Genomic DNA, 15,375 nt, shown 5'->3' on the forward strand with positions numbered 1-15,375 from the left:
AGCCTTTCCTATAGTTAATTTGCCCAAATAACACACATACAACAAAAATGGGGACGTTATGAAATACGCACTGCAACCTGTGTTGTTAATCGTCTGCCTGCTGCTCGGACTGACTGCACAAGCCGCTGAGGACGCACCTCGCGCCACAGTTGAAGCCACAGCAAAGGCCATGACCGATCGCCTGATCAGTGATCGGGAGCTGGTCCGGACTCAGGAAAACTACGTTGAGCAACTGGTTGACGAATTACTGTTGCCGGTCGTTGATCATGTCTACATGGCCAAGCGCGTACTGGGAAAATACTGGAAACGCGCCTCTATGGAGCAGCAAAAAACCTTCATTATTGCCTTCAAAGAGAAAGTCATCCGTACCTATGCCGGAGCCTTTCGTGCCTTTGATGGCGAGACAATCACCTTTGAAGACTCACGTCTTAATGAACAGGGCAATCAGGCCATCGTAAAAAGTCAGATTCAGCGTGCCGGCGCAGCCCCCATCCGGGTCGACTACAAGCTCTATCTGCAACAAAATCAGTGGCAGGTTTACGATGTCATTATTGAAGGCGTCAGCCTGACCAAGAGCTTCCGCGATCAGGTATCACTGAGTATCGAACAGGACGGCCTGGCTCAGGCCATTTCCAAACTGGCCGATGAGTACAAGAGCGCCTCCCCCACGGTAAAGCTGGGGGCACGCGCGTGGGGACCGTACCTGGGCAATAACCTGCCCGGGTTTGGTCTTGCAGCCGATATTGTAACGACTGCATTCGCGCGTGCCGGATATCAGGTAGAACTGACCTTTGTCCCGCCACTCAAGATTGAAGAGCACATCAGCTCAGGACAGCTGCAGGGAGAGATTGCCGCCTGGCAGCCACAGCAACCGACAGAGCAACAGCTTTATTCAGACCCATATCTGCAAAACACCCTGGTATTTATCAAACGCGACAATGATCCGTTCGACTATCAGAGCCCCGCTCAGCTGCAGACAAGCCTGGCCGATAAGAGCTACCGTTTAGGCGTCTTTAACGACGTACACTATGGCCGCGAGTTCAACCGCGTAGCCCCCCTGTTCCAATTGCAGAAGATGGACTACTGCTCGCAGCTGTTCCGCGAGGTCGCCGGCAAATCCATTGATCTGGCACTGGTGGATGCCTGGATGGCCGACATTGAGCTGAGCAGCAAGGAACACATCGCCAGTCACCTGCAGCGGGTCAGCACGCCTTTGGCCAGTCGTGATCTGCGTGTTAGTATCGCGCGCGCCACAGAGGGCGCCGATGCTCTGCTTAAGGCATTCAATACCGGACTGAAACGCATTAAAGCCGACGGTACTTATCAATCCTTGCTGAAGAAACACAACTACCCACAATGACCCCTCTTGATATCATTCTGGCCGATGACGACATCATCATTCTGAACAAGCCTGCCGGCCTGCTGAGCGTCCCGGGCCGCTACATTCCGGAGTCGGCGTTCTCCCTGCTGGCCGAACAATTCGGCGAACTGCATGTAATCCACCGCCTTGACCGCGACACCTCAGGAATCATTGTGTTCGCCCGCCACAAAGCGGCGCTGACCCATGTGCAGCAACAATTCGAAAAGCAGAAAACCCGCAAAGTTTATGAATGTCTGGTGATCGGCCAGCTGAAAGGTACCTGGGGCTGTGTGAATCTGCCGATTTGCGTGGACTGGCCCAACCGGCCGCTGCAGAAAATCAGCCATGTTAATGGCCGCTATGCCCTGACCCGCTGGAAACGACTGGCGCAGGATGAAGAAACAACCCGTGTGGAAATGTACCCAAAAACCGGACGTTCCCATCAGCTGCGCCTGCATATGCTGAATCTGGGCCATCCGATTGTCGGCGATGTGTTCTACGCCGGTGAAAGTGCCAAAGAGCAACCACGCATGATGCTGCACGCCCGCGAGCTGGACTTCACCCACCCCGGCAGCGGCGAAGCGCTGCAGATTGTTTGCCCGACGCCGTTCTGACGCCGGACCTTACAGCCATTCCGCTCAGGCAGGCACAACCCCTGAGCGGAATCTCAGACCCCAGCGCAGCAATAATACAAACAATGCAAAAAACAGCACCCCGCCAGCAATAATCGCCAAAGCAATGCCGCCGAACAGCACAGGCGCTTTCATCAGTGTGCTCATCAGCGACTCCTGATAGTAAAAAAACCACTGATGATTATCCGGAAAAATCCACACATGCAGCTGATAAAACACCTCTTTGGGACCAATAATCAGCACCGCAAATCCGGTTACCAGCAAAGCCCCCAGCAGCCAGAATAACTGCTGTTTCCACAGCGGTGCTGTACGCAGCCATAGCAAAGCAATCAGCAAAAACAGTGTTATCAGGGCAATAACCCAGGAAGCAACTGAGATTGCATCAATCAGATTAGCAACATCCTGCAAGTGAATTATTTCCGCCCGGCGCAGCAGCCCCACGGCCTGATCATTATGCTCAAACTGAATATCCGCCAGTCCGCGTCCCTGTGAGTGCACCGCAACACTGATTTCATCAAACAGACGCATATGCTCAGCCTTATCCAGCTGTTCCAGTCCGGCGATATAGCGGTTTTGTGGGCCAAAGCGCTCGATATGCGCCCCGATATCGTACCAGTCATACCAGAAGTCATAGCTGTAATTCTGTTTGGCCTGAACCAGCCAGCCCAGTGCCAGACAGCTGATAAAGCCGCCCAGCAACGCCAGAAACCAAAGCCCCTGTATTCTTTTCATGAGTGCTCCTGCCAGAAACGGTTAATCCGTGTCGCCAGCGCCGCAACCGTACTCTCTTCCAGATGCAAGTGATGATGCCCCGGAAATTCTTCCAGCGTGGCCAACGGCAGGTGTTTAATACGCAGATCAAACATCGCCCGGGGAATCAGCCCCTGTTCGGCACGCAACACCAGAGCAGGCATATTCATCGCAGCCATAAAGGCTTCGATCTGCGCTTCGCTCAGGCGCACCTTTGATATCGCCCGCAGGCGCCCATCGGTACGCCAGCCGACACCGCCTTCCAGTGATTGCAGGTTACGTTCAACCACCGGCCAGATGCACTCCGGGCTCAACTCCGGGTTCTGCCGCACCCTGGCCGCCAGCGCCTCCTCGGGCCCCGCGTGGACTTTCAAAGCGGCGGTTTTTAGCGGTGCCATAATGGCTTTAGCCAGCTGCTCCGGCGCCTGAGCCGGCGGCGTCGTCAGCGGTCCCAGCGCGTCCAGAGCGACATAAGAAGCAATCTTGTCCGGAAAAGCTCCGGCCAGCAGCATCCCGACCGCTGAGCCCATCGAATGTCCGAGCAGATGCACAGGTTCATTAAGCGTCTGCAGCAGATCGTACAACGGCTCCAGCGACGACCAGATCGCATAATCGGCGCCCTCGCCCAGCCAGTCGGAATGACCGTGTCCCGGCAGGTCAGGAGCAAGGACGCAGACGTTCTGCAGCAATGGCGCCAGACGCGAAAAGCTTGCCGCATTATCCAGCCAGCCGTGCAAAGCCAGCACCTTAGGCAGGCTCTTATCACCCCACTGTAATCCGCGTAAAACCCCGTAACGGCATGGCCACTCAATGGACGTCATCCCAATAACTCTCCTAACAACTGATGAATAACCGCCGCCGTCTGCTCCGGTCGTTCCAGCGGAAACATATGACTGCCCGGTAGCCAGCGCACTTTCATACCGAGGCGACTCTGCATATAGGCACCATTCAAGCGCCGGAACACCTTGCTGTGTTCTCCGCCAATCGCAGCACCCGGTACCGCAAGCCCGGAACGGACACGCAGATTATGCGGTACCGTACGGTAAATTTTCATTTCGATATCCGGATCGAAGCGCAAAGCGACGCCATTCGCTGTGGGCTCAGTTCCGCTTTGCACATAATCCTTCAGGCAACGCTCATCGAAATAGCGCAACAACGACTTGCCGCGAAAATACTCAATGGCTTCTGCTGTCGAAGACCACTCGCTGCGCCGGCCATCGGTACGTCCGGCCGGTGTGACTTTATCAACCAATCCAAGACGTTTAACCAGCCGCAGGCCATTAGCCTCCAGCGGCGATAGCGCGGGGGAATCGAGCATAATCAGGGCCTTGACCAGATCCGGGCGCTTTACCGCCACCATCAGGCTGAGCAACCCACCCAGCGAATGCCCTACCGCAATCACCGGTTGTTTGTAGTGATGCTCAAAGTAGTGAATCAGCTCAGCTTCCAGATGGCGCCAGTTATCGGTGACCGGGTAATGCGGATTGTGGCCGATACGGTCAATACTGCGCACATCGTAATGGGCGGATAAAGACTCAAACAACACCCGGTAAGTACCGGCCGGGAAACCATTGGCATGGGAAAAATGGAGAATGTCTTTCATAGGCTGGCGCAATAAAAAAGAGGCAACGCTAAAGCTATGAGAGAAACAACACAAGGGGGAATCCGGCCGTTATCACAGGATAACGGCGGAAGTGCAATCAGAGACCGTCCAGCACCGGATACCAGACAGCAGCAACGCTCATACAAGCGGCTGCCGCCAGATCGCCCTGCAGAATCCAGCATTCAGCCGGCGACCAGGGCTGATCATACAGCTGGCCATCAACCAGCATGGCAGCCAGATGACCTACCAGAGGCAAGTGCGAGACAAGGATAAGATCCTGTTCCTGAGTCGCCAGATCATTCAGCACTTGCCGGACATCACCGTCCGGCACCAGATGTGGCATGACTTCCAGCGGCAGTTTCAGACTATCGGCAATAGCCTGCGCCGTTTGCTGCGCACGCAGAAAAGGGCTGACCAGAATGCGGGGGTTATTGAAGCGTTGTTGCGCCAGCCAGCGGCCGGCACCTGCGGCCTGACCAACACCCCTGTCGGTCAGGCCGCGATTCTGGTCCTGAACAGCCCCGCTGACCGCAGAACCATGACGAACGATACAGATTTTCACTCGGCAAAAGCCTTATTGTTAACTGTTGGGCCAGTCCTGAAATGGAAAAGGCTTTTCATCGCTGGCTCCGGACAGGTAGTGAATGATCTGCTTCACATACTCACCCAAAGCCTGGCCGAACTCCGTCAGCGACGCATTCGGTTCGCCGGATACCAGACGAAAAACCCACTGCACCAGAGTAATCAGCAGCAGCAGCAGATCCAGCACACGGTAAACGATGAAAAATCCGATGATGTAGAGCGTTTTCAACCAGAACGCATCGGATGTGACATTTTCTTTAAAATCGTTCATTTCTGACCTCATGAATAAAATTACGCAGTAACAACAACCGGAGCCGCTTATATTTCGCAACGCGGCAAAGCAAACTCTACATCCGAGGCATGCTCTCCGGTCATCAGACCCTGCGCAACCACCCTGGGATCGGCCGCATTGAACAATACCTCGTAAGCGCCCATCACCAGGGGCATATAAATACTCAATTCCTGCGCTTTTGCCCTGACATAACGCAAGGTATTTACACCTTCTGCCACTTCGCCCAGCTCGTCGACGGCTTCAGCCAGACTTTTACCCTGACCAATGGCATAACCAACCCGGTAATTTCGGCTCAGTGGTGATGTACAGGTCACCACCAGATCGCCCACACCGGCCAGACCAAGGAATGTCAGCGGGTTGGCCCCCAGCGCTACAGCAAAGCGACTCATTTCAGCCAGTGAGCGGGTAATAATCATGCTGCGGGTATTTTCGCCCATACCAAGGGCGGCGACGAAACCGGACACAATGGCGTATATATTCTTCAGTGCCCCGCTCAACTCGACCCCATACAGGTCGTTGGAGGCGTAAACACGAAAGTAAGGGCAGCTCAGCGCTTCCTGAATATTGCGTCGTAAGTCACTGTTTTCACTGGCAATAACAGTAGCCGCCAGCTCGCGTTTAGCAATTTCTTTGGCCAGGTTAGGGCCACTGAGCACGCCGACCGGATTATCCGGACAAATTTCCGCCAGTACCTGACTCATCAGCAGGAAACCGTCCGGTTCAATACCTTTAGTGGTACTGACCAGAGCCTGATCCGGCGTCAGCTCAGCAGCAAATGATGACACCACTTCACGTACCGATTTGCTCGGCACGGAAACAAAGATCACTTCCGCGCCGCGAACGGCCTCGAGCAGATCAGTGGTTGCTGTCAGTGACGGGTTAAGACTGACACCCGGCAGGTACTGAGGATTGCTGTGCTGCTCATTGATGCAGCGGGCAACCTCATCGTTGCGCATCCACTGCACGGTGTGTATTTGATTGTCGGCAAGAATATTGGCCACTACTGTGCCAAAGCTGCCACCGCCGATTACGGCCGCCTTCTGGATGACCACTTAGCCCCCTTGGATTCGCAGAATAAATATCAGCTGTTAAGAATGGAACCGGTCCGATTCAAGTGAATCAACCAGCTCCCGGAACGCATCTTTATTTTTATCATTGAGACTCATCAGAACCCGATGAGCAGAAATCACCTGCTCCCGGGCCTTGTCTTCATCAACAGCATCCGCTGCCCACTCACGAAAATCGGCTTCATCCGGGAAAGGTTCATTAATAATATGGAAAACCTGATCAAAGCCCATGCTGAGCAGTATCCGGGTAATGCCCGGATTCGGACTGGAGATCGTTGGCGTGATGCCAAAACGTTCGCGGCAGATAATAGAGATCTTGGCAATCTGACCCAGCGTTGTACTGTCAACGCCTTCAGCCAGCGAAAGATCCACCACGACACTGTCGAAATCCGGATTGGCAAGGATATCGTCAAGGTAATGCTCCAGTGCCGAGCACAGGTTAAGACGCACATCACCAATCAGACGGATCACATGAATGCCTTTGCAAAAGGCTACCTGCACTTTACCTGAAGTCATAACGCACCCCGGCCAATGGCAACCATCGCAATATCATCCGGAACTTCGGGGAAGTTTCTGACCCCCAGCCGCTCACAGATTTGCTCAAGATCGCCGCGACTTTCTGCCGCCACCTGTAATAACAAGGCTTCTTTATCATTCAAGGTCGGTTCCGCCATGATTTCCAGTATCCCGTCAGAAAACAGCAACAGACTGAAAGGCTCCGGCAGTTGCCGCTGATAGTTCTGATACTCAGCTTCGCGAAACATACCCACCGGCATGCCCCGTCCGGTCAGATATTCAGCCGAATCGCCATGCAGCAGCACCGGCATCGGGAAGTGTCCACCGACGCTGTACTCCAGCATCAGGGTTTCAGTATCGATTACGCCGTAAAACATGGTCAGGTGTTTCTCAAGCTCAGAAGCCAGCAACTCTGAATTGATACGTGCCAAGACCTGTGACGGATGCAGCAGATCATCACTGGATCCACGCTGCAGGTTGCGGCGCAGGCGGTAAGTCAGGTTTTTCAGCAACACCGTCACGAACGCAGACGACGCACCATGGCCTGAGACATCGGCGATATAAAACACCAGCCGGTTGTCATCCAGTTCGAAGTAATCCAGGAAGTCGCCACTGAGCAGCAGCGAAGGAATAATTTTATGATCACAGCGAATACCATCCAGCAGCACCGGCTCGGGCAGCATACGCAGCTGCGCCTGACGCCCCGCCAGCTGATCATTGCGCAGCTCATCCAGCCCGCGCTTCAGTTCAGTATTGGTTTTTTCCAGATGCTCGCGATAGGCATTGTTATCAGCCTCGAGCTGAGCGCGTTGCAGGGATTTTTTCAGGGCGTGATGCAACACTTCCATATCGAGAATGGGCTTAACGAGGTAATCATCCGCCCCCAGACGCAGAGCCCTGACCACATCGTCCATTACTCCGGCGCCAGAGACGACAATGACCGGCAGTAAAGGCTGCTGTTGCTTCAGTTTTTCAATCAGCTCAATGCCATGCAGACCCGGCATTTTGAGATCACAGACAACGGCATCCACGCTGTGTTCCGCAAGAAGCTGCAAAGCTTCAAGGCCGCAGGCGGCAGACAACACCTGATAGTCACAGTCATCCAGAAAGGCAACCATGCTATCCCGAACAGTCGAATCATCGTCAATGACCAGCACACTCGCGGCCATCTGTAGCTCCCGGCATACGCTCAATTGGGGCGAACACTAACGTCATCTGCCCCCCCTTGCAATCCCTAAAGCTCAGACGTCTGGCAAAAAACCTGACAGGTGGTCAACTTCCTGCAACAGCGCCTGAATGCGGCTATTTTATTGGCCGCAAATTATTAGCTGAGGGCGCTTATGGTGCAGCGAATGCTGAATTTTTCTCAATGTACAAAATTTAGCCACCACGCTAGCATCGGACAGACTCTAATAAGGAGAAAAACCATGTCCAGTCTGGCGAGAAACTACCAAGAAAAACGGAATTTTATCCGCATGCAGGTATCCGCTCCGGCAACCCTGACCCTCAACGATGGCAGCAGCTACGACCTGACCTGCCTGGACCTCAGCAGCAGTGGTGTGCAGTTGCAGCATTTTGAAGCTATCCCAGCGGGCATAAGCGGGCGCCTGACGGTATCCAGCGGCGGCGGCTACACCACACCACTCGAAGCGCAGGTAACCATCTGCCGGGTTGAGGAAGCAGGAAATGACAGTTACCGCATAGGCGCGACCATCGACTCTTTTCTCTGAAGCACAGACAGCAGCAACAAAAAAGCCAGCAAGATGCTGGCTTTTTTGTATCAGGCAAGATGCTTATGCTTTATTTGAAATAAGCGTTATCAGCCTGAGTATGATCGGTCACGTCACGCACCGCTCTTACTTCCGGAATCTTGGCAACCAGTGACGCTTCAACCCCATCTTTCAGGGTCATATCCACCGCACTGCAGCCCTGACAGCCGCCACCAAACTTAAGCACGGCCACGCCATCTTCGGTCAGCTCAACCAGACTGACATCACCACCATGTGCTGCCAGACCCGGATTGATTTCGGTATACAGCAAATAGTTGATGCGCTCTTCCACCGGACTGTCGGCAGTTACCTTAGGCATCTTCGCATTCGGCGCCTTGATGGTCAGCTGGCCACCCATGCGATCTTTGGCGAAATCGATGATCGATTCCTCCAGATAAGGAACACTCATCGCTTCGACGAACACCCGCAGCTTATCCATCGCCTGCAGCAGATCGGTGCTGTGCACCTCTTCCGGACGGCAGTAGGCCAGGCAGGTTTCGGCATATTTAGTACCGGGCTGGGTAATAAACACTCGAACAGCCATCCCCTCAACATTCTGCTTCTCCAGCAATTGCGCCAGGTAATCTTCAGCATCCGGGGTGATGGTTACATAGGTTGTCATAGTCTTTACCTCTATCAAGTGCGGCCATTGTAACGAATGGCACTGTCCGGTGAAATACCCCAGTAAAATGGTTGGATAAGACAAGCGTTTCCACCTCTGATACAATCCGGCGCCATTTTTCCGGTTTAAGACATCAGAGATTTATGAGTCAGACTACCTCTTCCCTTACCGCCATCCGCCAACAGCGGATCGCCCGCCTGAAAGACAACCTGAAGCAGCGTATCCATATTCTGGACGGCGGCATGGGCACACTGATTCAGTCGCACATGCTGGAAGAAAAAGATTACCGCGGCAGCCGTTTTGCTGACATCACACAGGATGTCAAAGGCAATAATGACCTGCTGGTACTGACTCAGCCGGACATCATTGCCGGCATTCATAAGCAGTATTATCTGGCCGGTGCTGACATCGTTGAAACCAACACCTTCAACTCCACCCGCGTCTCCCAGGCCGATTATCAGATGGAAGATCTGGTACCGGAGCTGAACCGCGAAGCGGCTGCTCTCGCCCGCCGCGTGGCCGACGAAGTCGAGCGTGACACCGGTATTCCGCGCTACGTTGCCGGCGTACTTGGGCCGACCAGCAAAACCGCTTCGATCTCCCCGGATGTAAACGATCCCGGCTACCGTGCCATCAGCTTTGATCAGCTGGTGGAAGAATATGTGGAAGCGACCCACGCTCTGATGGACGGTGGCGCCGACATTATTCTGATCGAAACCATCTTCGACACCCTGAACGCCAAAGCCGCGATTTTTGCTGCGCAGGAAGTGTTCGAACAGCGTGGCGAAGAGCTGCCAATCATGATTTCCGGCACCATCACCGACGCTTCCGGCCGCACCCTGTCGGGCCAGACCGCAGAAGCCTTCTGGAACTCGGTTGCTCACGCCCGTCCGCTGTCGGTCGGTCTGAACTGTGCACTGGGCGCCGAAGAACTGCGCCCACACATTGAAGAGCTGTCGAAGAAAGTCAGCACCTTTGTCTCGGCCCACCCGAATGCCGGTCTGCCGAACGAGTTTGGTGAATACGACCAGTCCGCTGCCGAAATGGCCGTGATCGTCGAAGAATTTGCCGCCTCCGGCTTCCTGAACATTGTCGGCGGCTGCTGCGGCACGACCCCCGCGCACATCAAAGCCGTTGCCGAAGCGGTGGCCAAACACGCGCCACGCACCCTGCCGGACATCAAACCTGCCTGTCGCCTGGCGGGTCTGGAGCCGTTCAACTTTGACGAAGACAGCCTGTTTGTGAACGTCGGCGAGCGCGCCAACGTCACCGGCTCGGCTAAGTTCAAGCGTCTGATTATCGAAGAAAACTATGACGAAGCGCTGGAGATTGCCCGCCAGCAGGTCGAGAGCGGCGCCCAGATCATCGATATCAACATGGACGAAGGGATGCTCGACTCCCAGGCGGCCATGGTGCGCTACCTCAACCTGATCGCCTCCGAGCCGGATATCGCCCGGGTGCCGATCATGGTCGACTCCTCCAAGTGGGAAATCATCGAAGCCGGCCTGAAGTGCATTCAGGGCAAGGCGGTGGTGAACTCCATCAGCCTGAAAGAAGGCGAAGAAGAATTTATCGCCAAAGCCAAGCGCTGCCTGCGTTATGGCGCCGCCGTGGTGGTCATGGCCTTTGACGAAGACGGCCAGGCCGATACCGAAGCGCGCAAGAACGAAATCTGCGAGCGCTCTTACCGCGTTCTGGTCGATAAAGTCGGCTTCCCGCCGGAAGACATCATCTTCGACCCGAACATCTTCGCTGTCGCTACCGGTATCGAAGAACACAACAACTACGCCGTTGATTTCATCAACAGCTGTAAGTACATCACCGAGAATCTGCCGCACGCCAAGATTTCCGGCGGCGTCTCCAACGTGTCGTTCTCTTTCCGCGGTAACGAGCCGGTACGTGAAGCCATTCACTCCGTATTCCTCTATCACGCCATTCAGAACGGCATGAGCATGGGCATCGTCAACGCCGGTCAGCTGGCGGTATACGACGACCTGCCGGCGGAACTGAAAGAGCGCGTTGAAGATGTAATCCTCAACCGCCGCGCCGACGGTACCGACCGCATGCTGGAAATCGCCGAGAAATACCGTGGCGACGGCAGTGTGCAGGAAAAAGAAACGGAAGAGTGGCGCAGCCTGCCGGTGCGCGAGCGTCTGACCCACGCTCTGGTAAAAGGCATCAACGCTTACGTTGAAGAAGACACCGAAGAAGCCCGCAAAGGCTTTGCCCGTCCGATCGAAGTGATCGAAGGTCCGCTGATGGACGGCATGAACGTGGTCGGCGACCTGTTTGGCTCGGGCAAGATGTTCCTGCCGCAGGTAGTAAAAAGCGCCCGCGTTATGAAGCAGGCCGTGGCCTATCTGCTGCCCTTTATCGAAGCCGAGAAAAACGGCAAGTCGGAAACCCAGGGCAAGATCCTGATGGCCACCGTTAAAGGCGACGTGCACGACATCGGTAAGAACATCGTTGGCGTGGTGCTGCAGTGTAATAACTTCGAAGTGATCGACCTCGGCGTGATGGTGCCGGCGGAGAAAATTCTGAAGGTTGCCAAAGAAGAGAACGTCGACATCATCGGTTTGTCGGGTCTGATTACCCCGTCGCTGGATGAAATGGTGCATGTGGCGCGCGAGATGCAGCGTCTCGACTTCCATCTGCCGCTGATGATTGGTGGCGCCACAACGTCCAAGGCGCACACCGCGGTAAAAATTGAGCCGCAGTACAAAAACGACATCGCCGTTTATGTTGCCGATGCGTCCCGCGCCGTTGGCGTGGCACAGAAGCTGGTGACTCCGGCCGCCAAAGCCGAGTTTATTGCCGAGCGCCGCGACGAATACGAAGCCGTGCGTATCCGCAATGCCAACCGTAAAGCCAAGGCCCTGCTGACTTACGAACAGGCCTGCGCCAACGCTTATCAGGGCGACTGGGATAACTACCAGCCACCTAAACCGAACAAGCTGGGCATCACCGTTTACGAAGACTTCGACATTGCCGATCTGGCCAAATACATCGACTGGACACCGTTCTTTATGTCCTGGGAACTGGCCGGCAAATACCCGCGTATTCTGCAGGACGAAGTGGTCGGTGAAGCCGCCACTGCCCTGTTCAAAGATGCCCAGGCCATGCTGAACCGCATCATCGATGAAAAGCTCTTTAATGCCCGTGGCGTGGTTGGCCTGTGGCCTGCCCAGCGCCGCGGTGCGGACGATATTGCGGTATTTAATGAAGACCGCAGCGCTGAGCTGGCGGTACTGCATCAGCTGCGTCAGCAGACCGATAAGCCCAACGACCAGCCTAACTACTCGCTGGCTGACTTTGTAGCGCCGGAAGGCAGTGTCGATGACTACATGGGCGCTTTCGTGGTCACCGCCGGTATCGAAGCCGAAAAACTGGCCAACGATTACGACGCAGCACACGATGATTACAACAGCATCCTGATCAAGGCACTGGCCGACCGTCTGGCCGAAGCCTTTGCCGAACGCCTGCATGAAATTGTGCGTAAGGAGTTGTGGGGCTACGCCAGCGATGAGCAGCTGAGCAATGAAGAGCTGATTAAAGAACAGTACAAGGGCATCCGCCCTGCCCCTGGCTACCCGGCCTGCCCGGATCACACCGAGAAAACCAGCCTGTTCCGCCTGCTTAATGCCGAAGCCAATACCGGTGTCAGCCTGACCGAAAACTTCGCCATGACCCCGGCGGCCTCAGTCAGCGGCTGGTATTTATCCCATCCGGATGCCAAATACTTTGGTCTGGGCAAGATCGATAAAGATCAGGTAACGGATATTGCCGCCCGTAAAGGAATGGATCTGGAGCAGATGGAGCGCTGGCTGGCGCCCAACCTCAGCTACGACCGCTGAGTTGTGAACTGGCTGCAGCCGTTAAGCAGCCTGCTGCGGATTGAACCGCAGCGGCTGCTGCGCATCCTTACCATCGGCGTGCCGATTATCGGCGGCATGCTGTCACAGAGTCTGATCAATCTGGTCGATGCGGCCATGGTCGGGCGCCTCGGCGATGCTGCCCTCGCCGGTGTTGGCGTTGGTGGTTACGCTACTTTTATTACCGTGTCGATGGTGATGGGATTATCCGCCGGCGTGCAGGCACTGGTCGCCAGACGCTTCGGCGCCGGTGAACATGAGCGTCTGTTCGAACCCTTAATCGCCGGTCTTCTCCTCGCCCTCGCCATCAGCCTGCCGCTTACGCTGCTGTTTGTTCTGATCGCGCCCTACCTGATTCCGCTCTTTAATTCCGATCAGCAAGTCCTTGATATTGCAGTGCCTTATTTTGAATGGCGCACACTGGCCACCGTTGCCGTCGGCATGAACTTTGTCTTCCGTGGTTTCTGGAATGGCATAGGAGAAGGCAAAACCTATCTGCAGGCACTGCTGGTAATGCATCTGGTGAACGTCGGTGTCAGCTATCTGCTGATCTTTGGCGTTGGCAGCTGGCAGGGACTGGGCGCCGTCGGTTCCGGCATCGGCACCACCATCGCCCTGTTCTTTGGCTGCGCGCTGTATTTCTGGCAGACCTTTACCCGTCACCGTCAGCGCTTCCATGGCCGTAACCGCACCCGCCGCGGCACTATTCTGAGCGTGATGCGCCTCGCCCTGCCCAACTCGGCCCAGCAAACACTGTTCGCCCTTGGTGTCAGTGTGCTGTTCTGGATCATCGGTCAGGTCGGCACCCAGGAGCAGGCCATCGGCCATATTCTGATCAGCCTCGCGCTGCTGCTGATTCTGCCAGCCGTGGGGCTCGGCATTGCTTCCACCAGTTTGGTTGGTCATGCGCTGGGACGTGGTGACCGCGATGACGCTTACCGCTGGGGCTGGGAGGTGGTACGGGTGGCCATGCTGATGATGGCCCTGCTCGGCCTGCCTTTATGGCTATTCCCCGAGCTGGTGCTGCGCCTGTTTACTCCGGAGCAACACCTGATTGAGCTGGGACTCTGGCCACTGCGCATTACCGGCATCAATATCGTATTTGAAGTCACCGCCATGGTGCTGACCCAGGCACTGCTGGGCGCCGGCGCCAGCCGTCAGGTGATGCACATTAACCTGCTGATGCAATGGGGCATACTGCTGCCGCTGGCCTTTCTGGCAGGGCCTGTCGCGGGCTTCGGTCTGTTGGGAATCTGGTTGCTTCAGGGCGGCCAACGTATTACGTTGTCGCTGATTTATGGCCTGATCTGGCGCTCCCGCCGCTGGGCTCATATTTCTATTTAACGATCATCAACTCCGGATCAATCACACCGAGTCCAGCCATGCCTACCATGATTCCTTTTTCCAGCCCTGATGCCTACGAAGAGATAAGCCCGGTCATTGCCCATCGCGGTGCCAGCGGCCATGCGCCGGAAAATACCCGCGCAGCCATTGAGCTGGCGGCGCGTCAGGGAGCACGCTGGGCTGAAGTTGATGTCACCATTTCTGCCGATGGCATTGCCGTAATTCACCACGACGCCGATCTTAAGCGCTGCTCAGACGGTGACGGACTGGTGATTCAGAAGCGTCTGGCGGAGCTGAAGCAGCTCGATGTCGGTAGCTGGTTTGCTGAGCAGTATCGTGGCGAACAGATCCTGACTTTGTCGGAATTGCTGGTGCTGGCCAATCATCTGGAGCTGGGGCTCAATCTCGAGATTAAACCGACCATTGGGCGCGAGCCGGAAACCGTCTGGGCCATTCATAAAGCCTTACAGCAGGTTCACTTTGAGCAGCCACTGCTACTCAGCAGCTTCAGCATCCACGCCCTGCAGTCTGCGCGCCGGCATATGCCACATATCACCCGCGCACTGAACGTCGAAGCCATTCCGGCCGACTGGCAGCATCGTCTGGAGGAAGCCGACTGCGCCGGGCTGCATTTCGCCAAAGAATTTTTCGATGCCGCACAGGTGAGTGCCATCCGCGAGGCGGGCTACCATATGCTGGTGTTTACCGTGAATGATGCGGACACCGCCCAGCGCCTGCTGCAGGCCGGTGTCGACGGTGTCTTTACCGATCTGCCGCAGGTCTTAGAGCAGGCACTGGGCAATGCCCGCGGCGGCAGTGTCAGCCACTGATACAGCAGTGAAAAATACGGCGCCGGAATGCCGCAGTCAGCCAACCGCTGCTAGATCAAACGGTTATTTGTATATAGATAAATATTAATTTTAAGAATATACAAGCTCTGCTATCGTTCGCCGCCATAACGACTTT

15 protein-coding genes are annotated in these 15,375 nt (G+C 55.5%); 6 read left to right on the forward strand and 9 right to left on the reverse strand.

Going from position 1 to position 15,375, the window contains the following annotated elements:
* The first annotated feature begins 58 nt into the window (after positions 1 to 58).
* Positions 59 to 1,360, forward strand: coding sequence for an ABC transporter substrate-binding protein (locus tag HUF19_RS09045; protein ID WP_260996361.1), 1,302 nt, complete (start codon positions 59 to 61; stop codon positions 1,358 to 1,360).
* Positions 1,357 to 1,974 carry an RluA family pseudouridine synthase gene (locus HUF19_RS09050; protein ID WP_260996362.1) on the forward strand — a complete coding sequence of 206 codons (618 nt, stop codon included), beginning with the start codon at positions 1,357 to 1,359 and terminating at the stop codon, positions 1,972 to 1,974. Before HUF19_RS09045 ends, HUF19_RS09050 begins: the two co-directional genes overlap by 4 nt.
* Positions 1,975 to 1,998: 24 nt before the next feature.
* Here HUF19_RS09050 and HUF19_RS09055 read toward each other — a convergent pair whose 3' ends face one another.
* The 8 genes from HUF19_RS09055 to HUF19_RS09090 all read right to left on the reverse strand — a co-directional run bounded on the left by HUF19_RS09055 (position 1,999) and on the right by HUF19_RS09090 (position 7,971).
* Entirely contained in the window at positions 1,999 to 2,724 is a 726-nt protein-coding gene (locus HUF19_RS09055; protein WP_260996363.1) for a lipoprotein intramolecular transacylase Lit, read from the reverse strand.
* Positions 2,721 to 3,563, reverse strand: a complete 843-nt coding sequence (locus tag HUF19_RS09060) for an alpha/beta fold hydrolase (RefSeq protein WP_260996364.1) — start codon at positions 3,561 to 3,563, stop codon at positions 2,721 to 2,723. The genes HUF19_RS09055 and HUF19_RS09060 overlap by 4 nt, the downstream gene beginning before the upstream one ends.
* On the reverse strand, positions 3,560 to 4,345 hold the full coding sequence (locus HUF19_RS09065) for an alpha/beta fold hydrolase (protein WP_260996365.1): 786 nt from the start codon (positions 4,343 to 4,345) through the stop codon (positions 3,560 to 3,562). The genes HUF19_RS09060 and HUF19_RS09065 overlap by 4 nt, the downstream gene beginning before the upstream one ends.
* A 97-nt stretch (positions 4,346 to 4,442) precedes the next feature.
* The gene (gene sixA / locus HUF19_RS09070; RefSeq protein ID WP_260996366.1) at positions 4,443 to 4,907 is read right to left on the reverse strand and encodes a phosphohistidine phosphatase SixA; all 465 of its coding nucleotides are present in this window, start codon (positions 4,905 to 4,907) and stop codon (positions 4,443 to 4,445) included.
* Positions 4,908 to 4,925: 18 nt separating this feature from the next.
* Positions 4,926 to 5,198, reverse strand: a complete 273-nt coding sequence (locus HUF19_RS09075) for a DUF4389 domain-containing protein (protein WP_260996367.1) — start codon at positions 5,196 to 5,198, stop codon at positions 4,926 to 4,928.
* Between the two features lie 47 nt (positions 5,199 to 5,245).
* A complete protein-coding gene (locus HUF19_RS09080) occupies positions 5,246 to 6,271 on the reverse strand; it encodes an NAD(P)H-dependent glycerol-3-phosphate dehydrogenase (protein ID WP_260996368.1) in 1,026 nt (341 codons plus the stop codon).
* 36 nt (positions 6,272 to 6,307) lie between these two features.
* The gene (locus tag HUF19_RS09085) at positions 6,308 to 6,802 is read right to left on the reverse strand and encodes an STAS domain-containing protein (protein WP_260996369.1); all 495 of its coding nucleotides are present in this window, start codon (positions 6,800 to 6,802) and stop codon (positions 6,308 to 6,310) included.
* Entirely contained in the window at positions 6,799 to 7,971 is a 1,173-nt protein-coding gene (locus HUF19_RS09090) for a PP2C family protein-serine/threonine phosphatase (RefSeq protein ID WP_260996370.1), read from the reverse strand. Before HUF19_RS09090 ends, HUF19_RS09085 begins: the two co-directional genes overlap by 4 nt.
* A gap of 258 nt (positions 7,972 to 8,229) precedes the next feature.
* Here HUF19_RS09090 and HUF19_RS09095 point away from each other — a divergent pair, with 258 nt between their 5' ends.
* A complete protein-coding gene (locus HUF19_RS09095) occupies positions 8,230 to 8,532 on the forward strand; it encodes a PilZ domain-containing protein (protein WP_260996371.1) in 303 nt (100 codons plus the stop codon).
* Positions 8,533 to 8,602: 70 nt separating this feature from the next.
* On the opposite strand, the gene nfuA is transcribed toward HUF19_RS09095, so the two are convergent.
* Positions 8,603 to 9,193 carry a Fe-S biogenesis protein NfuA gene (gene nfuA, locus HUF19_RS09100; RefSeq protein WP_260996372.1) on the reverse strand — a complete coding sequence of 197 codons (591 nt, stop codon included), beginning with the start codon at positions 9,191 to 9,193 and terminating at the stop codon, positions 8,603 to 8,605.
* A 143-nt stretch (positions 9,194 to 9,336) separates the two neighbouring features.
* Between nfuA and metH the strand changes: the two genes are divergently transcribed.
* From metH to HUF19_RS09115, 3 genes are read left to right on the forward strand one after another with little or no spacing between them, the layout of a single operon-like run.
* Complete coding sequence (metH, locus tag HUF19_RS09105) at positions 9,337 to 13,047, forward strand: methionine synthase (RefSeq protein WP_260996373.1); 3,711 nt, start codon at positions 9,337 to 9,339, stop codon at positions 13,045 to 13,047.
* 3 nt (positions 13,048 to 13,050) lie between these two features.
* On the forward strand, positions 13,051 to 14,409 hold the full coding sequence (locus HUF19_RS09110) for an MATE family efflux transporter (protein WP_260996374.1): 1,359 nt from the start codon (positions 13,051 to 13,053) through the stop codon (positions 14,407 to 14,409).
* Between the two features lie 38 nt (positions 14,410 to 14,447).
* On the forward strand, positions 14,448 to 15,239 hold the full coding sequence (locus tag HUF19_RS09115; protein ID WP_260996375.1) for a glycerophosphodiester phosphodiesterase family protein: 792 nt from the start codon (positions 14,448 to 14,450) through the stop codon (positions 15,237 to 15,239).
* Positions 15,240 to 15,375 lie beyond the last annotated feature (136 nt).

Origin of the sequence: Thalassolituus hydrocarboniclasticus, from assembly GCF_025345565.1 — a bacterium.
Taxonomy (GTDB): Bacteria; Pseudomonadota; Gammaproteobacteria; order Pseudomonadales; family Oceanobacteraceae; genus Venatoribacter; species Venatoribacter hydrocarboniclasticus.